Here is a 24,678-nt window from a genome sequence, read left to right as displayed (position 1 = left end):
GGGGAAGCTTAAAGGCATAACCTCTAGTTCCTTATTTATAAATATAGGTGAGATTTCGCAAGGTCGCCAAATAATCGGTTATTAAATAATCTAATGTATGTTAATCGATTATTTTTAAGCTTAAACTATTACACTCCAGGGTTTTCAGTCGTTTAAGTAAAAATTAATTAGATAAGGATGCTAAACAATCGGTTACTATATAACCGATTTTTCTGTAATCTATGTTGCGATTCAAGCGGGTAAGGAAACAAACCCCAGCAACCAACAACGTATGCCAATGAGCTATGCGGAATTAAGCACAATGAACATCGCGCATGTCCCAGGAAATTATCTGAAGTAGTGAGAGAATGCGATCGCATTTGGGAATACTGAATATCGAGTGGTTTTCCTCCATATTATCTTTGAGCGTCCAGCCATAGGTTTTGTGAGGAAAAATAATTTTTCAGGAGAAAATTTTATGGCAGTACCAGCATCTGAGTTATTAGAAAAAATTCGCCAACAATTTGATAGCGCTCCTTATCCCTGTATTCCTGTAGAAGATTCCGCAAAAGATAATTCTGGTGTTTTACATCTTCATAGTTTGGTTACACCTTACTATCTGAGAAATCAAAAATTTATAGATACTAAAGATAAACTCATTTTAGATGCAGGTTGTGGTACTGGTTATAAATCATTGACCCTGGCATTTGCGAATCCAGGAGCTAAAGTAATTGGCGTTGATTTATCTGAGCCGTCGATTCAACTCGCCGAAAAACGCTTGCAATATCATTCTGTTGAAAATTTTGAATTTCATACCTTACTGCTTGAGGACTTACCAAAGCTGGGTCTGGAATTTGACTATATTAACTGTGATGATGTACTTTACCTGCTTCCAGATGCAGTTGCTGGCTTACAAGCAATGAAGTCAGTCTTGAAACCAGATGGAATTATTCGTGTAAATCTCCACAGTCAATTACAACGCGAATGGTATTACCGAGCGCAAAACCTCTGTAAATTCATGGGTTTGATGGATGGAAATCCAGAAGCAACCGAAATTGCCACACTTCGGGAGATTATGAAAGCTCTCAAAAATGATGTCCGACTCAAGGTTAAAACATGGAACCCAATTAATGAGGAGGATGATGGCTCAATTTTGGCAAATCACTTGCTCGTTGGTGATAAAGGCTCAACTATCCCCGAATTTTTCTCGTTGTTGAGAAATGCAGGTTTAGAGTTTGTCAGTATGGTTAATTGGCAGCGCTGGGATGTAATGGATTTATTCAAAGACCCTGATGACTTACCAGCGTTCCTAGCCCTCAGTTTTCCAGAACTTTCACAGGAAGAGCAGTTACATTTATTTGAGCAACTACATCCAATTCATCGCTTAATTGACCTCTGGTGTGGTCATCCCCAACAGCAGCAGTTAACACCAATATCAGAATGGGCTGATCAAGACTGGGAAAACGTCAGTATACATTTGCATCCAGTTCTAAAAACCCCTGATTTTCGAGAAGACCTGATTGAATCAGTCAGCCAGATGCGTCCCTTAGTCATTAGCAAGCATCTTTCCTTAATCGATCAGGTAGTGAGTATAGATAGCAGTATGGCGCTTTCCTTGGTTCCATTACTTGAACAGCCACAATCCATGATTTCCCTGGTAGAACGATGGAAGCAGGTTCGACCTATAGACCCAGTGACGATGAAAGCCGTTCCCAACGAACAAGCATTTTACCTAGTCAAGTTAATGATTTTACGTTTGGAAGGATTGGGCTATGTAATGGTGGAGCGTAATTAATAGCCCTATAGAGACGTTCCAGTGAGCGTCTCCAGAAAGATTTATATTTCGCACGTGAAGCCAGAAACCCGGTTTCTTCGTCGATATTTGGTCGTCAAAACAACGATTTTGCATAGAAACCGGGTTTCTTTGCGTAGAAAGATTTATATTTCATCAATCAAATAGGAATCCTAATATATACATTCTCGAAAAATATTTTTGAGTGAGGTGATATGAAAAAAGCAGAAGTGGGTAAGTTATATCTAGAAATCAAAAGTTAATAACTAACTACAAGGAAACTTCTGATATGAAAACCGAACTCAAAGCAAAATTTCTCCAACATATCCTCAACAAAAAGAAAAATGAAGAAGGTTTTACCTTAATTGAACTATTAGTTGTAATCATCATTATCGGTATTTTGTCCGCTATTGCTCTGCCTTCTTTCTTAAACCAAGCTAACAAAGCAAAACAGTCTGAAGCCAAAACCTACATTGGTTCAATGAACCGCGCTCAACAAGCTTACTTTGCAGAAAACGGCGCATTTGTAGGAAGCACCGCAGCAGATTTTGGTCAACTTGGGCTTGGAGTCTCGACAGGTACCGCAAACTACAAATATGCAATCAAAGGTGGTGGTGCTACTGCAACCAGTGTAACTAATCAAGCACAACCTCAGAAGACTGCTATTAAAGCATATATCGGTGGTGTATCTGTAGGTACTATTACCGCAACCAGTGAAGCAACAACCCTTGCATCATTGTGTGAAGCTTTACTGGCTAAAGGTGTCGGTACTCCTGCTACTGGTACAGAAGAAGCTAAATTTACCGCTAATGCTGCTCCTGCTTGTGATGCAAAATATAAACCAATTAGCTAATTAGAGCTAATCACAAAGATGTATGCCAATCACTAATTTCTCTACATTTATGTAATTAATATAGTGTAATTTATTAGTTCTATTTGGTATACATCTATCTTTTCATGATTTTTATATTTTCCAAATTGTAAAGTATTTAGTAGCAATACATATCCTATATTTTGTGAATATAATAGAGATTATCTATATTTTTTAAATTAGATAATAAAGAATTTTAGCTGGGTAAGTTTTTACTCAGCTAATTTTTATTTTTGGGTACTTTTAGATATTTAGAATTATAATTGTTTGTTGATTATTAACGTAAAATGAGGTGAATACTTCAAATGATAAATGGAACTATTAATAACTTAAATGACAAAGCTAATTACTACTTAAATCAAGGTTTATATCCTGACACAATTAGTTTATATGAACAAGCAATTTTAGAACAACCAGAAGAAACTTCTCACTATTGCTTTTTAGGACTAGCACTTCTGTTAAATGGACAAGAAGCGGAAGCACAAATTACTTGGATGCTACCAATATCTGAACTAGATGAAGCCGAAATAGATGTTTATACGCGACAACTTGTCAATATCTTGCAAATAGAAGCCAAAAAACGTACTGATATAGAAGAATATCCTTTAGTTTGGGCAATTAGACAACATATACGAGAAATCAAGTCAAATGATATCAATAATTTGTTGCATATCTGCTACATAGCTGATGAAGTGGATAATTTCATCGGTGATGAATTAACTGAACTAAATATAATCGAACAGATACAATCTACTGCTGAATCAGATTTAGATGAAGCTTTATTACTAGAGGTACTCGAAAAACTTTTAAAAAAAGAGCCACTACATCCAATAGTATTAGATTTTGCCGATGCCTGTTCTAAAATAGTTAAAGATATTAGTAACTATTTCTATATTATGCTTTCGGCGGGGATGGAAATAGGTTACACATATAAAGACCCTAAAACTGCTGCAAAGCTTCTAGAAATTTACTTGACTTTAGACCCAGACAATCTAGAGTTTTTGAGACATTTAGCATCTTTTTATCAAGATGCAAATGAATATAGCAAAGGTATAGAAACAGCCCAAAAATGTTATAGCCTTTCACAAGATTTAGGAGCAAAAATTGCTGCTGCTCATTTATTTTTACGTGGTTCTCTCAAAGCTGGTGGTTATTCCCAAGAAGTATCTTTAGCTTGTTCTGATTTGGAAAGATTACTGAAACAACTAATTGCAGAGCAACCACAAAACCTAGATGATGTGATGACACTTCGTCTCATGACTCCTGCTTTTTCCATTCCCCATATAAAAGATACTCCTGAAGATTTTAGAAATATTCAGAATCAGGTAGCAGCTTTCTTTCAAAAGAATATTCAGCTTTTATCTCAAGAGCAGGTGACAAGATATGCAAATAAATTACAAATAAGAAAGAATACTCTTAAAAAAGAGAAAGTTCTCAAAATCGGTTATTTATCTTACTGCTTCAAACAGCATTCTGTTGGTTGGTTAGCAAGGTGGTTATTTCAACATCATAACCGTGAAAAATTTGAAATTAATGCATACATTGCTAACTATATGTTAGGGAGAGATTCGCTTCAGGAATGGTATGCAAATAATTGTACAAAAGCTGTTAAATTAGGAATGAGTGCGGTAGAAATAGCCGACGCAATTAATGAAGATGAAGTCGATATTTTGGTAGACCTTGATAGTATTACTTTAGATATTAGTTGTGCAGTAATGGCTGTGAAACCTGCACCTATACAAGTTACTTGGTTAGGTTGGGATGCATCAGGTATTCCTGCGATCGATTATTACATGGCAGACTCTTATGTTTTACCAGATTCTGCTCAAAATTACTACTCAGAAAAAATATGGCGACTCCCTAATACTTATATTGCCGTCGATGGTTTTGAAGTTGGTATCCCAACATTACGTCGAGATGATTTAAATATTCCCAATGATGCAGTTGTTTATCTCAGCGCCCAAAGAGGATATAAACGCCATCCAGAAACGACTAGATGGCAAATGAAAATACTTAAAGAAGTACCAAATAGTTATTTTTTAATTAAAGGTTCTGCTGATGAAGAGGTAATTAAACAATTTTTCTACCAAATTGCAGAAGAAGAAGGAGTCAGTATCGAAAGACTCAGATTCTTGCCAAATGTAGCGGCGGAATTAACGCATCGAGCCAATTTAAATATTGCTGATGTTGTACTCGATACCTTCCCTTACAATGGTGCAACAACAACTTTAGAAACATTATGGATGGGAATTCCCATTGTGACGCGAGTGGGAGAACAATTTGTTGCTCGTAATAGTTACACAATGATGATGAATGCTGGGATAAATGAGGGTATTGCTTGGACAGATGAAGAATATATCGAGTGGGGTATTCGTTTAGGAAAGGATGCCAAGTTAAGACAAGAAATTACATGGAAATTATATAAATCTAGGCAAACTGCCCCGCTTTGGAATGGTAAACAGTTCACTCGTGAGATGGAAAAAGCTTATCAACAGATGTGGGAAATATATAGACAATCTTGATGCTGATGATGCGTAATATCTGAAAACAATATCTACCAGCATCTATCAGCAATAAAATATACTTTCACCGAAACGTAACAAGTTATCTCAATAGTGGCAAATTTATCTAAATGAAGTTATCTTGATTGCGGCACAGCTAAATGTTTCTACGAATAGCACAGTTAAATTTTAGACAATTATGGAATCTATCAAGCTTCATATTGGTGGACGCGAGCCAAATTTAGAATGGAAAATTTTTGATATAGAAGCACGTCCAGAAGTTGATTTTGTGGGGAATGCAAGTAATTTAGATCAATTTGCTGATGACTCAGTTGAAGCAATTTATGCTAGTCATGTACTAGAACATTTTTACTACGGATTAGGGAATGAATTAATTGCCACCCTTTCAGAATGGCATAGAGTGCTGAAGCCTGGAGGAAAGCTATATATTAGTGTTCCCAATTTGCAAGTTTTATGCTGGTTATTTCTCCATCCCAACTTGATGCCTTTAGAAAGACATCAGATTATGCGGATTATGTTTGGAGGGCAAACTAACGAACATGATGTCCACAAGGTTGGATTCGACTTCGAGATATTGGCACTTTATCTTGAAGAAGTTGGATTTAGTGAATATACAAAAGTTCAAGAGTTTGGATTATTTAATGATTGTAGTTCAATGCGTCTACTCGATACTTTAATTAGCTTGAATATGATTGCAACAAAGTAATCGCCTGGATATTCCACTTTTTGAGAGGCTCCGTCATTGCCAGTGTAAGGTTCCTCAAAGACGTTCTAGTAAATATTAGGTTGGGTTACACCTTCGTTAACCCAACATTACAAAATACTTTAATTAACTTGATCTTCAATCTTTACTAGCAAGATTTTATTCAAATAAAGGTATGAATATCAATTAGAAAAGAGTGTGAAACATTCAACCTTCTTTATTTGTTTTTATGGGTAATTCAATAGCATTACTATTGGGCGAGAAATTGTTATTTTAAATTAAAGCTCTTCATCTAATTCGCTAAGTACATCTGCTAAATCTCTTGCCCCATGAAATACCCGCAGAATCTCAACATTAGCATCTTGAATACGATAGAAAATTAGATAGTCTTGAAAATTTTTAATTCGCCACTGCCGAATTTCCCCCAATCTTGATACTACCAACTGTGTTACTTTTCCGATACCGGGAGTCTTTGCCAACTGAACAAATGTGACTTCCGCAGCATTTAAGAATTTAATTGCTACATCCGTATTAACATTGACCAATATATAATTTGCCTGTTGTCGTAAATCTTGTGTTGCCTGGTTTTTGACAATTAACCGATAGTTCATGCGTCGCTATGTGTGCCCTGAGCGCTCTCACCCAAAACAGTAGAACGCAAATTATGCCAATATTCTGGTGTTACATCCTGCCCTTCGGAATTAATACCTTCGAGCAAAAGCGCTTCTAACTTTGCTTGCGCCTTGCGTTTTTGGTCTTGCTGCACCAAATCCAGAAAATATTCGCCGATACTGCTATATGCACCTGCCATAACTTCTGCTTCTAAATAAACGCGCACCTCATCAGGTATATCAATATTGATAATCATCGACTTTTAAGCAGAACTATATGCTACTATTTTAGCTTACATTGGTTGAAATTAAAGTAGAACCCAGCAAGTGGGGTATTGAGAATACATCAACTATTGAAATCACTTAGAAAATACCCATTGAAATATTCCCTACTTTCTTAGATGGCTAGGTTCGTTTATACCTAACTACTTAAAAAATAATGCGATCGCATTTGATGCGGTAACTTTCCATGAGTTCTAGCGATTAACAAGTAAAATATTGATGTTTACCGTAGCTTGAAGAGAAAATCTGTATGAGTTCGCAGCTAGAAGCGATTTTAAAACAAGCCCAAGGTCTGTCACAAGAGGAAAAGCTTGAGTTAATTCGGCAGTTGATACAAATATCTACGCAGCCGCAAACTGGAGCTAAACCAAAGCGTAAAGTGACTGATTTTTACGGGATTGCCCCTAATTTGTTGTCTGGGATGGATGCTCAAGTGTGGGTTTCACAACTTCGAGATGAATGGGATGAACGTGAAGCTTTGCTAAGGCAGCAGCCATGAAAATCAGTGATGCATTCTATTGGGATAAAACAGGTTTTTTTGGATACGGCTCCGGTTATTTATTATGTTGAGGGAACGACTCGATTTGCTAAGGTTGCTCAGGAAATATTCAAATTGCTAAATGAAGACTGTTTTCAAGCAGTAGTTTCACCTGTGACGTTAGCAGAGTGTCTAATAAATAATGCCGATTCGGTTGGGACAAGCTCAAACTCAACAAGATTTTATAGACTTGCTCACAAATACTGATGGAATTTCGTTTATCCCAATTGCTACTTCTGTGAGTCAAAAAGCGGCAGAGATTAGAGTGCGTTACAATTTAAAGCTACCAGATGCCTTGCAAGTGGCAGTAGCATTAGTCGCGGGTTGTGATGGATTTTTAACCAATGATGCAGGATTGCAACGAGTGACGGAATTGCGGATTTTATTATTGAGTGCGTTGGAGATTTGAAGATTTTTACGTCAGTGCTTCATCTTGTAATCATTAAAATATTTCTTATCTTTTTACATGACTAGGTTAATTTATACCTAACTACTTAAAAAATAATGCGATCGCACCTCTAAGCAAGCTCCCAAATCTTAAATTTTTATAAAGATTCCAACGAATTGTTTCTATTCCTAGATGTTTGCGATAAGCTAAAGGACAACAAACTGTAAACAAACCCACACTCAATTAAAAGTTTATAGTTACTGCAAAACAACGTGATTTAACGCTTTCTTTATGGGTTGATCTACAATCAGGCACACTAATTCCAGCAAACTATGCTAGGGTTTTTTGCCAGCGTTTATTTCTCGTCTGGAACAATGCAATGTCTGCAAATTGTCGGATAACTTTATCTCTTACCAGCTTCTAATGAAATGATTACTTGAACAAAATTCGCAATTCCGGTGGTGATTACCGTACAAACCGAATTTTAGTGCTAACAGCATTTAGTTAGATATGGTATAGTAGAAAAGGATAGACTGGATTTGCCAAAGGTACAATGCTCTACGTATAGGCAATACTTCCGTTAAGGAAAGCAGTTTTGATTTTAAGTATTTACTCAAACAAAATCGGAATTAAATCGAGGTTATGACTCAGCAAGTACTTCACCCAATGGTGAAATTGCAACGCAATGTGCAATCACTTGTAGACTCTCAGATTATTAAGCCAACAGATAGCATTTGGAAAATCGCCTTGCTTTTTGGAAATGACTGGCAGCACTGGAAACAGGAACTGCTAGATTTCGGATTTACAATGCAAGACCCGATTAACGAACTTCTGTCCGTTGAAGCTTGGGATGAAGAGGACTAAGGAAGTGATGGGTTAAAAATAATCAGTTAGAAGTGATGATTAGGGATGATGAGGTAGTTTGCATAGCAAGCATCTACTTTTCTACAGTCCTAGCTTTTGTTTACTGGCTTCTAACTATTAATTTTTAATTTCCCTACTGTGCATGTTTAAAAATTAGACTTTTTCAATGGCTGTTGGCGGTTAGCTTTTGGACTCAATTGCTAATTGCTAACTGTCTGCGAATACAACTCCTAGATTATTTGCAATTTACCAAAGCCGCGATAACTTCTTGAGCGGTTTGATATCTGTTGCGTGGCAAAGGTTCAGTTAAACAATCAATGACTTCGCGTAATTGCGGGGTAATCGTGGGTATGTTTGCAATTTCAAATCGAAAGCTGCGTCCGCGCTGGCGGTAGTATTTGAATGGGCTTTCACCCGTCAGTAAGAAAATTATTGTTGGACCGATCGCATATAAGTCTGATTGAGTTAATGGTTGTCCCCGTTCTTGTTCGGGGGCGCAGTAACCCTCTGCCCCAATCCGGGTTCCTGGTAAGCTAGAACTTTCCTTAACTGCCCCAAAATCAAGGACGACAATGCGATTTCCCGAACTCCGCACCATCAAGTTTGCAGGTTTAATATCACGGTGGATGAGCGGTGGTTCTTGGCTATGAATGTAGTCGAGGACATCGCAAGTTTGAATCATCCAGCCAATAGCTTGACTAGGGGTGACAGGTCCCTTAACACAGATAAATTTTTCTAAATCTTCTCCGTGGACTAATTCCATTGCTAAATATTTTTTTCCATCCTCGACAAAAAAATCATAGTATTTGGGAATACCGGGATGGGAAAGGGATTTTAAGGTATTTGCTTCGCGCTCAAATAGTTCTTGTGCTTTGGCAATTCTTGCCATATCCGCATTCATTTGCTTCAATACCAGCAGTTGCGGGTGTCCAGAAATTTTGCCAATGGCATCCCATGCTAAGTAGGTGGTGCCCATGCCACCCTGCCCGAGAGTCCGTAATACTTGGTAATGGCGTATTGTTTGTTGAACATTGAGGGGTTGACCACAATGAACGCAAAATAGATTATTGGGGTTATTACCTTCGTGGTTGCAGAGGTTTTGACTATTGACGGGAATATTAGGGATGGGGGCTGGTTCAAGTTGAAATTTGAGTAATGGTCCACTCTTTGCCAGCTGCAATAGGCAATTATCGGGGAGTTGGGCTTGATTGACTAAGACTCCATTGAGGAAAGTCCCATTAATGCCTGTGCTTACCATTTGCCAAGCTGAATAAGAAGCACCAGTGTCAATTCGCCGCAGTTCGAGATGATAGCGAGAAACTAAATCATCAGCGATCGCGATATGATTATCAGTTGCCCGACCAATGCGAATCAGGGATTCGTCGGCAAAATGCCACTCCTGGAGTGGTGTTTTTTGTTGCGGTTCTAACAGGGTGAGCGTAACCACATTCAAGGGGGAAGGGTAGAGGGGAAGGAAGACACGGAGAGGGGGAGAGATGGAGAGAGGGAGACAGGGGGAAGGGGGAAATTTGTTTCATGTTTATGCTTTTTCACATTCCCGCATCCTGTTATCTTCCTCTATTCTTTACTCCCTTGATCAAGATTGGGACGTACTTTTGCTCTCACAAGCACTGCGGTGATGTTATCATGACCGTTGTATTTATTTGCCAAGTCAATTAAATCACCTACTCCTTGGTCTAAGTTAGCATTGGAACTCAGTAAGGGTTGTAAGTGACTTTCCCAATGGGTTTCGAGTAAATTATTATCTGATAACCCATCTGAAGCAAGGATAAATAAAGTATCTTCACTAACTTGGAAAAACTGAATATCTGGGTCGATTAAATTTTCGTCACGAGGACCTAATGCTTGTGTGAGTTGATAAGCGTCGGGACGGGCATAGGCAATACTTGGTTCGACTCCGCGTAAAATCTCGCGCTGTCCCACTTCATGATCAATGGTGACTTGTTCTATACCTTTGCGGGTAACGCGGTACAAGCGACTATCGCCAACGTGAGCAACGGCGACATGGGTATCTTGAACTAACATCATTACCAAAGTTGTCCCCATACGTCCGACACCTGAACGGGAATCTTTTTGGTTGAGGTCATAAATCGCATTGTTTGCCTGATGAATCCCTTGGCGAATAATGTTTTCGCTGGGTAATTGGTTAGCATTCCAGTAGGTTTGGAAGTATTTTTGCAGGGTGCGAACAGCTAATTCGCTGGCAACTTCTCCTCCTGCATGTCCTCCCATGCCATCACAAAGAATATATAAACCACGTGCGGCGATCGCTCGTGTTTTCGGTAATTCTATTTTGTTAATTTTTATGTCAATCCCAAAATAATCTTCATTGTGGTCACGCTGACGACCGACATCTGTCAATCCAACATTATCTAGGGTATTTAATTGCATTGGGAGAACGATTGTAGGCATGTCATCGCTTTTAGTTTCATTCTCCTCTGGTTCCTCGAATTGCAGAACAGTAGGTGCCACAGTCTTTGGAGCCGATGCGAGCGTAACTGTCACATCGTTATTTTCGTCGTCTTCGATGTCGTTGTTGGGAGTTGGTTGCAATTCTGAGGCGATCGCTCGTAAGCGGATTTGTAGCTGTTCGATTGTTTCCACACTATCTGCTTCTAAATCTTCCAGCAGTTGCATCAATGCTCCAAATTGTGTTCGTTGCGATTCTTTAAATAATGAGTGCCAAACATTACTTAAACTTTTAATGGATAAATGGGCTTGCAAACTATCTGCTGAAAAGGATTTTGTTGAATTCAAGTCTTCTTCTACGGATGCAAGTAATTCAGCGTTTTGATACAAACGTTGCAATACTAATACTTGGTCTTCATCCAAACGTAAATTCCCTAATTCCAATAAACTTTGTTGGCAATTCAGGGGTGCTAGTATCTGCCATAGTTGTGTCATCTGGTAAAAATACAGCACAATTTGTAGTGATGTTGTTTTATCTTCGCGCCAAAGTTCTAATAAATATTCGTAATTGGAACGGTTTTCGAGCAGAATAACTTGTAGGTTTCCCTCTTGCCAAGCATCGTGAATTGCTGGGATACCTTGATGGTGTTGGGAATGTAGCGCTACGTATGGTTTGGCAAAATCAGGAATACTGGAAATATCGGTTTGTTGTTTAGCTCCTGATTTCGTCTGAGATGGCTGAGAAGCTGCCAAAACAGCCGTTACTGGCGTAATTTGATAGGGGTTATAATCTACAACTCTCACGCAAAACTCCCTCACATTAGCCATCTCCACTTCGCTAGGCAAAGCATCAAGTAACTTATAACGATGGTGGGTATCTAAGTACAAACTTGTTGGCGTTTCTAGGCTTGTTTCTGGGGAAGGCGTGGCAACTGTGAGAATAGGATTTGACTCAGGAAGATTTACATCGTTGTCTTCTATGTTTGTAGTTTCTGTGTTTGCAGTTGCAGATGCAAGCGGTTCAACTAAAGCAGGAATTTGGATGAAAGTATTATTTTCCTCCTGTTTAACAGCCTCTTCTCCAGATGTGATTGTTTCGGTGGTGGAATTAGTTGCATCCTTGGTAACAATTGCCCACCAAACTGTTCCACAAAATTCACCACACTGGTGACATGATTCTGCATTTAGCGGTACATAAGTACCACACGCAGGGCAAACTTTTTCTGTGAGTGAAGTGCCACAGTTTTGACAAAACTTATTGGTATGAGGATTCTCGAATGTACAATCAGGGCAAATCAGCATTGTGGAAATTCCTTAATTCCGGTTCCAAGGTGCTTTGAGTCCACCAATATCAAAAATGCCACAATTGGCAGTTCTACTCAAGAGTACACCAATCGTAGTATTTTGTGGTTTCATGAATAGATTGTCGTGACAGTCTTAATTGTTACGCATGGTAGCTAAAGATATTCATGTCCGCAACCTTTGTAATGGAAGAGGGGATACGGGGACGAATGGACGCGGGGACGCGGGGATACGGGGACAAGGGGACGAATGGACGCGGGGACGCGGGGACGCGGGGATACGGGGACAAGGGGACGAATGGACGCGGGGACGCGAGGACAAGGGGACGAATGGACGCGGGGACGCGGGGACGCGAGGACAAGGGGACAAGGGGACAAAGGGACAAGGGGACGAATGGACGCGGGGACGCGGGGACGCGAGGACAAGGGGACAAGGGGACGAATGGACGCGGGGACAAGGGGACAAAGGGAACGAAGAAATATAGTAAAGTCTAGCGCTACATTTTTTTTCACCCTCTCTCCATCTCCCCATCTCCACCTCTCCGCGTCTCCCCATCTCCTCTTCCTATTCTCCTCTCAAGGGTAGCAAAACTGTAAAGCAGGTTTGATTGGAGCTGCTTTCGACTGCAATTGTTCCGCCTAAATATCGGCTCAGTTTTTGAACTAATGCTAATCCTAAGCCTGTACCGCCTTGTTTCCAAGGGTCGTTACTGGGAATGCGATAGAATTTATCAAAGATGCGATCGCATTCTGATGCGGGAATTTCGACACCAGTATTAATAACTTTAAATTCAATATTGGCGGATTTTACTTGCGCTGTGATTGTAATTTCTGCATCTAATGGACTAAATTTACAAGCATTGGTTAATAATTCGATTATTATACGCTCCAAGCTGAATGGATCACATACAAGCAGGGGCAGGTTGGCGTTCAGATGAATTTGCAGGTTTTGCTGACAGTGACGATGGCGGGCTTTGAATAACTCTACAACCCGGACTAGCCATTCCTGAACAATTACGGTTTCTAATACTAAAGGTTTGGAATTTATATCGAGTTTTTGTAAATCTAAAAAATTGTTAATCAGATTAATTTCGCGATCGCATTCGTTATTTAATATTTGGAAGTACCGAAATAACTTGGAATTGTGGGTTTGTGAAGGCGGATTTTCGAGTAACAGGTTGGGTTCAAAACCCAAGGCAATCCCTAACATCTGAATTGCCATTTTCATGTTTGTTAATGGTGTTCTTAACTCGTGGGAGACAGTGCTGAGAAATTCATCTTTGAGACGATCTAATCTTTCCATCTCTTCGATTTGAGCCTGTGCTGATTCTTGGCTTTGTAAGAGCGCAACTTCAACCATTTTGCGTTCGCTCACATCAATGCAACAACCAATATAACCAGTAAATTCTCCACTTGGCGTAAATGTTGGGGTGCGGGTATCCAAAATCCAGCGATATTCCCCATCTGCATGACGTAAGCGGTATTCCATCTGCAATTGGCTACGATTCTTTAGTGCGGAATAATAGCCTTGCAAGCATTTTAATTGCTCATCAGGATGGACGTTATCAATCCAACCAATACCCTGTTCTTGCTCAAAACTACGCCCAGTAAATTGCAACCAAAATTCATTTACAAAATTACATAAACCGTCACATCCTGACTTCCACAGCATCATTGGCGCTGTATTTGCCATTATTTGGAAGCGCTGTTCACTTTCTTGATAAGCATCCTGCCAACGCTTACTCTCTGTAATATCCTCACAAACCAAAAGAATGAGGGGATTTTGCTCATCTCCTGGTAAAGTTTTGGCGACAACTTTAACCCAGGCAATGTGACTCTGACGACAATCGAGACGAAACTCCCCATGATTAACCTTGCTGGTTTTCGATGTTGTCAACAAACTAATTAAAGCATCTGCCACCGCCATACGATCGCAAGATGTAAATAAGTTTAAAACTGTCTTCCCAATCAATTCTTCTGGGCTAAAACCCAGTGAATCCGCACCAAATTGATTCACGGATAGAATTATGCCATTGTGATCTAAAACCAAGTAAATTGCAGGTAATTGCTCGTAGAGTTGACGATAGGACAAACTTTCATCTTGAGTTTTTTGCAAAACCTCATGGGGACGAAGTTCGCTATCTAAGACTCGTTCAGGTACAAGTTCCAAGCGTGCAGGTGTTAAAGACACGATATTATCTTGTTCTCGGCAGATTTGATGCCAGCTAGACGGCTGTTTACGACTCATAAAATTTTAAACTTGCACCCACAGTAGCTAAATATATTAAAAAAACTGATAAAAATGAGGACAATTATACAGCTTTTCACCTTAGTTGTTGTTAAAGCTGGTGATTATAAACACAAAACTGAGACTCTAGAAAGGATTGCGATCGCATAACTAGTATGCCAATGAGTTTTTATATACATCTTAGATATCCTTAAATCTATGTAAATTAATGTTCTCTAGTTTACATACTGAAAAAAATCAGCAAACCTTAAGAAATAATTAAGCTTACAAGTATAAATAAATTTAAACTAAACAACATTTAATTGCCTAGTAATTTATACGCCTTGTAGAAGCAATATTATGCAGTAATTTAGTTTCTATGGATGAGAGGTCGCGCCATTCACCAGGTTGTAAACCATCGAGTTTTAGGTGTGCAATGCTAACTCGGACTAATCGCAGCGTCGGGAAGCCAACAGCAGCAGTCATTCTCCGAACTTGGCGATTTTTTCCTTCCGTCAAAATAATTTCTAGCCATGCTGTCGGCACATTTTTTCTAAACCTAATCGGGGGATTTCGCTCTGGTAAAATTGGTTCTTCAGTTAATAATCTTGCCAAGGCTGGCTTAGTTCGATAATCTTGAATTTCAATACCATTTCGTAACTTATTTAAAGCCGTGTCATCGGGAATTCTTTCCACTTGTACCCAATAAGTGCGATCGTGACCAAATTTGGGATTTGACAAGCGATGTTGCAGTTGTCCATTATTTGTCAGCAAAAGCAAGCCTTCGCTGTCCCAGTCCAATCTTCCCACAGGATAAACATCGGGGACATGAATGTAATCCTTGAGAGTTTGCCGTTCTGGAGTATCTTGCGAAAACTGGCACAAGACCCCATATGGTTTGTAGAAAATTATGTATCGCATTTGATTTGACAAATTGGGAATTGAAAATGCAAGTAAGGGAAAACAAGGGAAAAAATTCCCTGCCCATCATGACAGCAAATATGATTATGCAACTTAAAGCATATCGGCTGACGATGTTGCTATTTTGTTGGTGATTTTCTCCAAATCAAAGCACGTTTTTATATTTCTTGAATAAATCCGTCCTTCCCATCCATGTAACTCTCAATGATGACTGGGGTAAATAAGTTTTCCTGATTGATAAGTAGTAACAGGAAGTGGCAAATCCCTAATTAATATCAAGATTCATATCACCACCCATAACCAATTGATAACTTTTCCAAAAACCTGCAAAAATAAGTAATGCTAGGGGTGCCTGCAAAAACTGGGCTGAGAATACACCCTTAACACCTGAGACTGGGTAATTCCAGCGTAGGGAAGCCGTTTATTCAGGAAATTAATATGATGCGGACAGAATGGGTTGCCAAGCGTCGCGGGCAAAGTAATGTTTCCCAAATGCATTATGCTCGTCAGGGTGTCATCACCGAAGAAATGCACTATGTTGCCAAGCGGGAAAATCTCCCTGCGGATTTAATTCGGGATGAAGTTGCACGGGGACGCATGATTATTCCCGCAAATATCAATCACACCAACTTGGAACCAATGGCAATTGGGATTGCCTCCAAGTGTAAAGTAAATGCGAATATTGGCGCTTCCCCCAACTCTTCTAACATTGATGAAGAAGTTGCCAAGCTGCAACTAGCGGTCAAATATGGTGCGGATACAGTCATGGACTTATCCACAGGTGGGGGTAATCTCGATGAAATTCGTACCGCGATTATTCAAGCTTCTCCCGTACCAATTGGAACTGTACCTGTTTACCAAGCTTTAGAAAGCGTCCACGGTACAATCGAAAATCTTACGGCTGACGATTTTCTCCATATCATCGAAAAACATGCCCAGCAGGGGGTAGACTATCAAACCATCCACGCGGGGATTTTAATCGAACATTTGCCGTTAGTGAGAAGCCGCCTCACAGGTATTGTTTCCCGTGGTGGTGGCATTTTGGCGCGGTGGATGTTGCACCACCACAAACAAAACCCGCTTTATACTCACTTCAATGACATCATTGAGATATTTAAAAAATATGATGTTTCCTTTAGTTTGGGGGATTCGTTACGTCCTGGTTGTACTCACGACGCATCGGATGCAGCCCAATTAGCGGAACTCAAAACTCTGGGAAATTTAACCCGTAAAGCTTGGGAACACGACGTTCAGGTGATGGTGGAAGGTCCCGGACATGTACCGATGGATCAAATCGAATTTAATGTTCGCAAGCAGATGGAAGAGTGTTCGGAAGCACCTTTCTATGTTTTGGGTCCCCTCGTCACCGATATTGCCCCCGGTTATGACCATATTACCTCAGCGATTGGTGCGGCGATGGCTGGCTGGTATGGTACGGCAATGTTGTGTTATGTGACACCCAAGGAACACTTGGGATTACCGAATGCAGAAGATGTACGTAATGGGTTAATTGCTTATAAAATCGCTGCCCATGCCGCAGATATAGCTCGTCATCGTCCTGGCGCTAGGGATAGGGATGATGAATTGTCGCGTGCCCGTTATAACTTTGATTGGAACCGCCAGTTTGAATTAGCTCTCGATCCGGAACGGGCGAAGGAATACCACGATGAGACTTTACCAGCAGATATTTACAAAACTGCTGAATTTTGTTCGATGTGTGGTCCGAAGTTCTGCCCGATGCAAACGAAGGTTGATGCAGATGCTTTGACGGAGTTGGAGAAATTTTTGGCTAAAGACAAGGAAGTTATCGCCAAGTCTTAGCTGTTGGAGTGATGATAGTTTGTGGTCAATAGCACAAAGTTTATTATTGGTGAAAAACTGAGTAATTTGATGTGCCTAACCGAAGCAGGTATTTTAGTACATAGGTACTTAGCTATCTGCTCCTACTATCCTCACATCCTCGCATCTTTGCTTCTTCCTCTGTTCCTCTTTCCTAAAACAATTCAAAGTATCATAATGATTAGAGTCGTTTTGCAATCACTTTAAAAGTACCGCTATGGCTATCTTGACATTAGGTTGGGTTTCACTGTTAGTTGTTTTCACTTGGTCTATTGCAATGGTAGTCTGGGGTCGCAACGGACTGTAGGAGGCTTGTGGAAAGTCAACTTCTCAATGTTTTGACAATAGTAGCTCTAGCACTGTTAGTCACAGTTACTGGTGGTGTCGCTTATTTGACACTTTCTGATTGGCGCGATCGCCGCCGTCAAGAACAGGAAAACCGCGAATTGCGACGTTATTCTCCCAAACGAAAGTAACCCGCAGTCCTCCCACAAAATCAACATTGATCGGGGTACGAAATTTCGTACCCCTCAGTCACAGGCTGACACTGTAGCTGAAAATTTGGTGTCGGCAATTGTTTCCCATAAATTCTTTTACCATTACCTGTTCATTAACTGACATGAAAGGGAATCCTGAGATAGAGGTATGTTCATCGTCAGTCCGAACTGCAATGGAAAATAAAGAAGTTGCTAAAGCATTGGAATCGAACCAAACAGCAGAAGTTAACAAGGATATTCAAAAGACTCAACAGTGTTGTGGGGAGAAACTTAAAGCGCTGGCGCGGGTGATTAGTCGAATTCGTGAATCGCTGGATTTAGAAACAATTTTCAAGACAACTGTAACAGAATTACGGGAACTACTCTGTACAGATAGAGTTGCTGTTTTTCGTTTTTTCCCAGACTTGGATTGGGAAGGGGAGTTTGTTTCTGAAGATATTAATGGAGTTTGGGATTCGGTAATTCATAGTCAGGTTCGCGACTGTTGTTTTGGTGAGAAATTTGTATCCCTTTACCAACAAGAGAAAATCAGCGTCATCTCAGATATTTATCAAGATTGTTCTCAAGATTGTTATGTAGAATTACTGGAAAAATTCCAAATTCGTGCTTGTATTACTGCTCCTTTGCTCCAGGGAGAACAGCTTTGGGGTTTGTTATGTGTTCACCAATGTAGTGGTATACGGGAATGGCTGAATTCAGAAGTGGAATTTGTTCGGCAAATAGCCGAGCATTTAGGAGTAGCGCTACAACACGCGGAATTATTAGCCCAGGCAAGATATCAAATAGAACAGCAAAAGGCGCTAGCTTCAGTAATTGCTCGGATTCGCGACTCTTTAGATTTACAAACAATATTTAAAAATACAGCTATTGAAGTTCGGAATTTACTCAAAGCCGACCGTGTGGGAGTATTTTATTTTGATCCCGAATCGGATTGGGAAGGGGAATTTGTTTCCGAAGATGTCGCCCCAGAGTATGATTCAGCAATGGCAACGAGGATTTATGACCATTGCTTCGGAGAATATTTTGCTCCTCAATACAGCAATGGTCGTATTAACGTAATCTCCGATATTTATAGTCACGAATATAGTGATTGCTACATTAAGATTCTAGAAAAATTTCAAGTTCGTGCCAATGTTGTAGCGCCTCTACTCAAAGGCAAAGAATTATGGGGATTGTTATGTATCCATCAATGTGTCGCACCTCGACATTGGGAAAACTCAGAAATTGAGTTTGTGCAACAAATTGCTGGACAACTCAGTGTCGCTATTCAACAAGCCCAATATTTAGAGCAAACCCAGTTACAAACGGCACAATTAGTAGAAGCCGCCGAACGCGATCGCGCTGCCGAACGTCAGAAAGTAGTGAGTGACACTATCGAAAAAATTAGGCGATCGTTCGATTTAGAACAGATTTTTCAAGCTGCCTGCCAGGAGGTGAGAAAACTCCTGGAAGTAGATAGAGCAGTAGTTTATCGCTTTAATCCAGACTGGAGCGGCGAATTTGTAGCGGAGTCTGTGACAGAAGGGTGGACTTTATTAGTTCAGCAACAATGGGAGCAGCCAGAATTACGCGCAAATGTCAGCGAATGTAGTCTCAAACATCTGGCGACAGTACCAACAACAGATACACACCTCCAAGAAACCGAGGGAGGAAACTTTGCACGCGGCGAACTATTCAGAACTTGTCATGATATATATAATGCCGGGTTTAGCGACTGTTACGTTCGGGTATTGGAAAGTTACCAAGCACGAGCTTATATAATTATTGCTATTTATCATGGTCAAAAACTTTGGGGTTTACTAGCTGTTTTTCAAAATTCAGCACCCCGTCACTGGCAAGATTACGAAATCCATTTGCTTTTGCAGATTAGCACCCAAGTAGGAGTGGCATTGCAGCAAAGCGAGTATTTCCAGCAAGTAAAAGCACAATCGGCACAATTAGAAAAAGCAGCCAACCGCCAGCGTGCATTAGCCACCACAGTTGATAAAATTCGCCAATCGCTGGATATTGAAACCATTTTTCAAACAACTACACAAGAAGTTCGACGTTTATTGAATGTTGATCGGGTGGCAATTTATCGATTTTACCCAGGTTGGAGTGGAGAATTTGTTGCCGACTCCATAGTTGATGGTTGGATGCAGTTGGGAAAAACTCAACCCACTACGGAAAAACCCTTGTTAGAAGTAGCGAAAACGGGAAAATACCCGCGTAACGAGACATTTGTACCGATTTTGCAAGGGGAAAAAATCTGGGGATTATTGGTAGCTTATCAAAATTCGCAGCCACGTTACTGGGAAGAAGAGGAAGTTAATTTACTGGCACAGGTAGGGGTGCAATTAGGTGTAGCACTTCAGCAAGCAGAAACTTTAAAGCAAGTCCAAGCACAAGCAGCCCAATTAGCAAGAGCGGCGGAACGGGAAAAAGCATTGGCGATGACAGTAGAGAAAATTCGCCAATCCCTCGATTTACATGTGATTTTTGCGACTACAACCCAGGAGGTACGGAGTTTACTAGAAGTAGAGAGGGTAGCAATTTATTGTTTCTATGCAGATGGTAGTGGTGAATTTTTGGCAGAATCAGTTGCAGAAGAATGGATGCCGTTAGTAGGCAACCCATTTTTAATGAAAAATACAACCATTCGTGAATTTCAAAGTGATTTGTATGGGCAGTATCAAACTGTTGCCGTGAATGATATTTATGCTCAAGGTTATTCAGATCGGCAATTAGCTTTTTTAGAGCAAATTCAAGCCCACGCATATGTAATTGTCCCCATTTTTCAAGGCGAACAATTGTGGGGATTACTGGCTGCGTATCAGAATGGGAAATCGCGTCAATGGTTGGAAGACGAAATTAGTTTGTTGGTGCAGATTGGCTTGCAGTTAGGTGTCGCACTGCAACAAGCAGAATTACTTGAACAAACGACACTACAAAAAGAGAAACTTAACCAAACCCTCAAAGAATTGCAAGAGACACAAACCCAGCTAATCCAGGGGGAAAAAATGGCAGGATTAGGTCAGTTAGTCGCAGGAATAGCCCATGAAATTAACAATCCCATTAATTTTATTTACGGCAACTTAAGCCATGTTGGGGAATATTCTGAGCATTTAATGAGGTTGTTAAATCTATATCAAAAAGAATTTCCGGGAACCGGACAAGAAATTAAAGCGCTTGCCAGAAAAATTGATTTGGATTATATTCTCGAAGACTTACCTAAGACATTAGGTTCCATGCAGTTTGGAGCCGAAAGAATTTTGCAATTAGTTGAATCTTTGCAAACATTTTCACAACTCGATCGCGCCGAAATGAGGCTAGTTGATATTCATAAAGGAATTGATAGCACATTATTGATTTTACAACATCGACTGCGAGCAACTTCGACATCAACAACAATTGAAGTTGTCAAACAATATGGCAAATTACCCCATGTTGAATGCTATGCCGCCCAATTGAACCAGGTATTTATGAATCTCTTGGGTAATGCTATCGACGCTGTAGAGACAAAGTATAAAGAAGAACAATTAGAAATTCCCAAAATTGTCATTCATACAGATGTATTGGATACAAAAGTAATTAGGATATGTATATCTGACAATGGTTGTGGAATCCCAGAAGGATTGCGATCGCGTATTTTTGACCCATTTTTTACTACTAAGGAACCTGGTAAGGGTACGGGTTTAGGCTTATCAATTAGTTATAAAATCATCGTTGATAAGCACGGAGGAAAAATTGCATGTTTTTCAGAGCCAGGTAAGGGGACGAAATTTGTGATTGAAATTCCTGTGAAGCATGGTTGTTAATTTGTGGTGGTTAATTTGTGATTTAGCAGTAACTTGGTAAACTGCGAACTTTTAATTTTTGCATAATCCCTATGATGAATGTAAATGCTTTTATTCAGCTACTTGGGGTACTATGCAACCAAACCTCAAAGAACAATTTCTGAGTTGGTTTCAAGGCGATACTCCTCCAGAATCGCTCAGGGAACGAATTGTTCGCTACTTAGAATTATTTCAAGATATTATTGTTATTTCTCTATGCGCTGGTTTATTTTGTGTAATGGTGCTGCGACTCATTGATATGTTTTCCAGCTTGTTACACCCTTTAGAAGTTCGGCAAATTACGTCAGATATTCTGTTTATTTTAATTCTAGTCGAATTATTTCGTTTATTACTTGATTATTTGGAAGAACAACGTATTTCTGTCGGTGCAGCAGTGGAAATTACGATTGTTTCATCATTACGAGAAATTATCTTAAGTGGAGTTTTAGAGATTCCCACAACTCAAATTTTTGGAATTTCCATTTTTTTAGTTGTGTTAGGTGCAATTCTTGTGATTATGCCTTGGATGACAGGTTTATTAGCATCTAGTCATGTAAACTCTCACTCAATAGATACTCAAAAAAGGATGTAATCTCAGACTTGGGGGATTCTCCCCCAAACACCCTCCAAAAAATAGATCGGTTGTTAATATTTTGTGTGAATTGATTGTTGAGGTTTTGTTTGCGATGAAGTTGTTTAAACTGTAGCTTGTTTCGAGGGAGTAGTGGCGTATTGGTTATTACTCAGTATTACTAAAACAACAGCACCATTAGTTAATAATAAAGCGATCGCAGGTGCAACTAAAGGTATCCATCCGCCATAATTAATAAATATAAAACATGTCAGGCTAAGTATTATTACTGAAGTAAGTAGAACTATACCCATAATCATTAAGCGATGAAATCGCCAAGCAATAAATCCTCCAAACAAAGCCCAGGAAGCAATCCAGCCCAATTCCCCGAAACTTGACCAAACCCATAACAATGGTCTTTCATCTAAGACATAGCTGAGAATTTGACTGAGCATATGTGCATGAACTAAGACACCAGGAATTTTGTGGGAGGAACCTGCTCCGTAGGGAGTTGACCAATAATCACCAGCACTGAGGTCGGCGATACCAATTAATACAATTCGGTTTTGGATGGCTTTGGGATTGACTTTATTGCTAAATATATCTTTGAGGGTGACTCTTTGGGCGATCGCTTGCGGGTCACTCATGGCTCGATAGTTTAATAATACTTGACTACCGGATGCATCAATACTTTGATAGCCACCTGTGCGGTTTTCTATCGATGAAAATACTTTTTGACGTAGCTTAATATTCCCTTCTGGTGTAAATTCTGGCTTGATACCCTGCGTGTATAAATATCGAAATGCCAACTGGGTATTGAATGCATAGGCGGCTGTACAACGAGAAGTTGTATTCGGTGTCATAAATAACAAATGACGACGAATAATACCGTCATCATCTTGGACAAAATCGCTAAATCCCAGGCGTGATTCTTTAATTTCTGGTGGTGGTAAAGTGCCTGTAGGATCATCTTTAGCATCTGGACGCTTACAAATGCCGATTAAACGCTGACTTTGTAGTTGCTGGATAAGTTCGGGTTTACGACTGGGATAATCGCGGTAAATATCCAAACCAATGGCAACAGGTTGATGTTGTTCTAATTTTTGCAATACTTTGCTTAGGGTAGTATCAGACAGGGAACCAAAGCGGGGTTCTGCATCCTGTGCTTGAATATCTTCGGGAGTTACAGTTACAATTAATAGGCGATCGTCTGGTTTTTCTGGCATTCTGATACGCATTAACATGTCGAATGCAAACAATTCGATGGGAGATAATAATCCCAAAAACCTAATTCCGGCTATAAATAAGGTACTTACCAAACTGGATACAAGAATTAAGCGTAGTTCCCGGCGATTTGGTAATAGTTGAATTGGTTGTTTTTTGCCGCACCATTCCCACCAACTTGATGGACTTTCGGCAGGATTTTGACAAATTACGGGTAGCCAAGTTGCACAGGGAAATTCTACTTCTAATCCTTGTAATTTTTCCCTGGCTTCACGCACAGAAAGATAAAGTGATTTACCTCCAGAAAAAGCAGCAAGAAAATGTTTGAGGAATTCCTGGGCAACTTTATCGGGGACAGGTTCCCGCATGACAATTACTTGGGGTAAATGTAAATCGGCTAAATCCTGTGCTAAACCTAAACCATCACAAGAGTTAAAAATTGCTAGTTTTAAATCATGCGAGATAGCTTTTCTTAAACCATATTTTAATTGTTCAATTGTGAATGTATCTGTGGCATTAATTTGCATACAACCTTTGCCCTGACTGGAACTATGTCCGGCAAAAAATAAAATATCCCATTCTGCTTGCCAAAGTTTTTCGTTTAGCTGTTCCAATGTTGGTTCGATTAAAAAAGTTATTTCTGCATCTGGAAGTTGTTTTAAGATTTTTTGATCTTGAACAATATCAATTCCATGACTATTACCTAAAATACTTAATATTTTGATTTTCTTTTTGGCTTGATTTACTGCTTTTAGAGAACGTGCATATTCCGGAGGACTTAGGGCAATTTCTGCTTGCGGATAATCTGATAAAAAATCCCACAAACACCAAGGCAATTTTAAAATGTTGGCATCCTGGGCGACAATTAGTAAGCGAATTTCATCTTTGGGTGTTAAATGGGTACGTAATTTTCGATCTATTGTTAAAAAAGAATCTGTACTAAGCCAGCGATTTAATTGAATTTGTAAATTTTGGGAAACTTCGGCAAATTCGGCATGGGAAATATGAGAAACTTCACTGTCATCTTCATCAATCTCAAATTCTGGATGTATATTTCGAGTTCTTCGCCAAGCTAAATTAGCATACAAAGACTCATATAGTAACAACCATTGTTGATAAAGAAAATTAAGATTTTGATTCGCAGGTAAACTACCTACAAATTGCATGGGAGTTAATTCCTCAGATTCCCAAAACTGTGCAGTGACATTTAGGAATCCATTTTGCAAATCTCCTTTTCCCAAATTTAGAATGATGAGACGATGCATATTTTTTAAAGTTAATTTTTAAGCTGAATACACTTAAA

Annotated in this window: 20 protein-coding genes and 1 riboswitch; of the genes, 13 read left to right on the top strand and 7 right to left on the bottom strand. The window is 39.7% G+C overall.

Features of this window, described 5'->3' with window-relative positions:
* The first annotated feature begins 457 nt into the window (after window positions 1-457).
* The 4 genes from VB733_RS05580 (at window position 458) to VB733_RS05565 (ending at window position 5,870) form a co-directional block, all read left to right on the top strand.
* On the top strand, window positions 458-1,774 hold the full coding sequence (locus VB733_RS05580; RefSeq protein ID WP_323339099.1) for a class I SAM-dependent methyltransferase: 1,317 nt from the start codon (window positions 458-460) through the stop codon (window positions 1,772-1,774).
* Window positions 1,775-2,060: 286 nt separating this feature from the next.
* Window positions 2,061-2,624, top strand: coding sequence for a type IV pilin-like G/H family protein (locus VB733_RS05575; protein WP_323339098.1), 564 nt, complete (start codon window positions 2,061-2,063; stop codon window positions 2,622-2,624).
* A gap of 323 nt (window positions 2,625-2,947) precedes the next feature.
* Window positions 2,948-5,164 (top strand): O-linked N-acetylglucosamine transferase, SPINDLY family protein, encoded by a 2,217-nt coding sequence (locus tag VB733_RS05570; protein WP_323339097.1) that lies wholly within the window; start codon window positions 2,948-2,950, stop codon window positions 5,162-5,164.
* A 178-nt stretch (window positions 5,165-5,342) separates the two neighbouring features.
* Window positions 5,343-5,870: a class I SAM-dependent methyltransferase gene (locus VB733_RS05565; RefSeq protein ID WP_323339096.1), complete on the top strand. Its 528-nt coding sequence runs from the start codon at window positions 5,343-5,345 to the stop codon at window positions 5,868-5,870.
* A 275-nt stretch (window positions 5,871-6,145) separates the two neighbouring features.
* Here the strand turns inward: VB733_RS05565 and VB733_RS05560 are convergent, their stop codons facing one another.
* Window positions 6,146-6,478 (bottom strand): type II toxin-antitoxin system RelE/ParE family toxin, encoded by a 333-nt coding sequence (locus VB733_RS05560; protein WP_323339095.1) that lies wholly within the window; start codon window positions 6,476-6,478, stop codon window positions 6,146-6,148.
* Entirely contained in the window at window positions 6,475-6,735 is a 261-nt protein-coding gene (locus VB733_RS05555; RefSeq protein ID WP_323339094.1) for a type II toxin-antitoxin system ParD family antitoxin, read from the bottom strand. The genes VB733_RS05560 and VB733_RS05555 overlap by 4 nt, the downstream gene beginning before the upstream one ends.
* Window positions 6,736-7,010: 275 nt before the next feature.
* Here VB733_RS05555 and VB733_RS05550 point away from each other — a divergent pair, with 275 nt between their 5' ends.
* The 3 genes from VB733_RS05550 (at window position 7,011) to VB733_RS05540 (ending at window position 8,550) form a co-directional block, all read left to right on the top strand.
* Window positions 7,011-7,259 carry a hypothetical protein gene (locus VB733_RS05550; protein ID WP_323339093.1) on the top strand — a complete coding sequence of 83 codons (249 nt, stop codon included), beginning with the start codon at window positions 7,011-7,013 and terminating at the stop codon, window positions 7,257-7,259.
* A 181-nt stretch (window positions 7,260-7,440) separates the two neighbouring features.
* Window positions 7,441-7,707 carry a type II toxin-antitoxin system VapC family toxin gene (locus VB733_RS05545; protein WP_323339092.1) on the top strand — a complete coding sequence of 89 codons (267 nt, stop codon included), beginning with the start codon at window positions 7,441-7,443 and terminating at the stop codon, window positions 7,705-7,707.
* Between the two features lie 621 nt (window positions 7,708-8,328).
* Window positions 8,329-8,550, top strand: coding sequence for a DUF4327 family protein (locus VB733_RS05540; protein WP_096610834.1), 222 nt, complete (start codon window positions 8,329-8,331; stop codon window positions 8,548-8,550).
* Between the two features lie 235 nt (window positions 8,551-8,785).
* Here VB733_RS05540 and VB733_RS05535 read toward each other — a convergent pair whose 3' ends face one another.
* Together VB733_RS05535 and VB733_RS05530 are read right to left on the bottom strand one after the other, a co-directional pair.
* Window positions 8,786-9,997 carry a protein kinase domain-containing protein gene (locus tag VB733_RS05535; protein ID WP_323339091.1) on the bottom strand — a complete coding sequence of 404 codons (1,212 nt, stop codon included), beginning with the start codon at window positions 9,995-9,997 and terminating at the stop codon, window positions 8,786-8,788.
* A gap of 131 nt (window positions 9,998-10,128) precedes the next feature.
* Window positions 10,129-12,282, bottom strand: a complete 2,154-nt coding sequence (locus VB733_RS05530) for a serine/threonine phosphatase (RefSeq protein WP_323339090.1) — start codon at window positions 12,280-12,282, stop codon at window positions 10,129-10,131.
* 148 nt (window positions 12,283-12,430) lie between these two features.
* Between VB733_RS05530 and VB733_RS05525 the strand changes: the two genes are divergently transcribed.
* Window positions 12,431-12,766, top strand: a complete 336-nt coding sequence (locus VB733_RS05525) for a hypothetical protein (protein WP_323339089.1) — start codon at window positions 12,431-12,433, stop codon at window positions 12,764-12,766.
* A gap of 80 nt (window positions 12,767-12,846) precedes the next feature.
* Here the strand turns inward: VB733_RS05525 and VB733_RS05520 are convergent, their stop codons facing one another.
* Together VB733_RS05520 and VB733_RS05515 are read right to left on the bottom strand one after the other, a co-directional pair.
* Window positions 12,847-14,529, bottom strand: a complete 1,683-nt coding sequence (locus tag VB733_RS05520; protein ID WP_323339088.1) for a PAS domain-containing sensor histidine kinase — start codon at window positions 14,527-14,529, stop codon at window positions 12,847-12,849.
* 306 nt (window positions 14,530-14,835) lie between these two features.
* Window positions 14,836-15,441, bottom strand: a complete 606-nt coding sequence (locus VB733_RS05515) for an rRNA large subunit pseudouridine synthase E (RefSeq protein WP_323339087.1) — start codon at window positions 15,439-15,441, stop codon at window positions 14,836-14,838.
* Window positions 15,442-15,763: 322 nt separating this feature from the next.
* A riboswitch (TPP riboswitch) is annotated at window positions 15,764-15,861 on the top strand.
* 9 nt (window positions 15,862-15,870) lie between these two features.
* Here VB733_RS05515 and thiC point away from each other — a divergent pair.
* The 5 genes from thiC (at window position 15,871) to VB733_RS05490 (ending at window position 22,172) form a co-directional block, all read left to right on the top strand.
* Window positions 15,871-17,250, top strand: coding sequence for a phosphomethylpyrimidine synthase (gene thiC / locus VB733_RS05510; protein ID WP_323339110.1), 1,380 nt, complete (start codon window positions 15,871-15,873; stop codon window positions 17,248-17,250).
* A gap of 235 nt (window positions 17,251-17,485) precedes the next feature.
* Window positions 17,486-17,575 carry a cytochrome b6-f complex subunit PetN gene (petN, locus tag VB733_RS05505; protein ID WP_010998401.1) on the top strand — a complete coding sequence of 30 codons (90 nt, stop codon included), beginning with the start codon at window positions 17,486-17,488 and terminating at the stop codon, window positions 17,573-17,575.
* A 7-nt stretch (window positions 17,576-17,582) separates the two neighbouring features.
* Complete coding sequence (locus VB733_RS05500; protein WP_323339086.1) at window positions 17,583-17,744, top strand: hypothetical protein; 162 nt, start codon at window positions 17,583-17,585, stop codon at window positions 17,742-17,744.
* A 194-nt stretch (window positions 17,745-17,938) separates the two neighbouring features.
* Window positions 17,939-21,562 carry a GAF domain-containing protein gene (locus tag VB733_RS05495; protein WP_323339085.1) on the top strand — a complete coding sequence of 1,208 codons (3,624 nt, stop codon included), beginning with the start codon at window positions 17,939-17,941 and terminating at the stop codon, window positions 21,560-21,562.
* A gap of 112 nt (window positions 21,563-21,674) precedes the next feature.
* Window positions 21,675-22,172, top strand: a complete 498-nt coding sequence (locus tag VB733_RS05490) for a phosphate-starvation-inducible PsiE family protein (protein WP_323339084.1) — start codon at window positions 21,675-21,677, stop codon at window positions 22,170-22,172.
* A gap of 104 nt (window positions 22,173-22,276) precedes the next feature.
* Here the strand turns inward: VB733_RS05490 and VB733_RS05485 are convergent, their stop codons facing one another.
* A complete protein-coding gene (locus VB733_RS05485; protein ID WP_323339083.1) occupies window positions 22,277-24,640 on the bottom strand; it encodes a CHASE2 domain-containing protein in 2,364 nt (787 codons plus the stop codon).
* Window positions 24,641-24,678: the final 38 nt, after the last annotated feature.

Source organism: Calothrix sp. UHCC 0171, assembly GCF_034931845.1.
Classification (GTDB): domain Bacteria; phylum Cyanobacteriota; class Cyanobacteriia; order Cyanobacteriales; family Nostocaceae; genus Brunnivagina.
This window is presented reverse-complemented; position numbering and strand designations above follow the sequence as displayed.